This is a genomic window from Arhodomonas sp. KWT (genome assembly GCF_010993615.1).
On the sequence record NZ_WNXE01001040.1, the window covers coordinates 1 to 574 of the forward strand.

The 574-nt window shown below is 70.7% G+C and carries 1 pseudogene; it reads left to right on the forward strand.

The features are described from left to right. Positions 1–173: 173 nt before the first annotated feature. A pseudogene (locus G7A99_RS24030) lies at positions 174–574 on the forward strand (hypothetical protein); the annotation flags it as partial.

Sequence of the window (574 nt, forward strand, 5' to 3'; positions counted from 1 at the left end):
GTGCGCCGGCATGATCGCCTCCATTCGGTTCCGGCCCGTAGCTGGCCATACGTTCACGGTGACCCTAAACTCCGCGTCGTCGCCCGACTGGCGCGGCGCCGACAACTGTTCTCCATAGGTTCTCATACCCGGGGGCTCCGCACCACGGGTCCGGCTGACGAGACGACTCGACCATGTCCGACACCTTTCACCGCCGCTTCGACCCGGCCAACGGGCGCTTCACCTCCCGCGTGCACTGCCTGGAAATGCGCTCGCCGCCGCAACGCGGGCCGGGACCGGTGCCGGTCGGGACGAGCATCGCGGAATGGCCGGCCCCGGCCCTTGTCGATTACCTGGCGCTGTTCCACCGCGTCGGCGATCCCTGGCTCTGGTACGGCCGGCTGGAGGCGACGGCGGCGGAGATCGGGGCCTACCTGCAGGCACCGAGCACCACCATCCTGCGCCTGACCGTGGACGGCGAGGCCGCCGGGCTGGTGGAGCTCGACGCCCGCGATAGGGAGGCCGGGAGCGTGGAGATTGCCTACTGTGGTCTCGCGCCCGGTCAGACCGGTCGGGGGCTGGGCGGGCTGCTCCT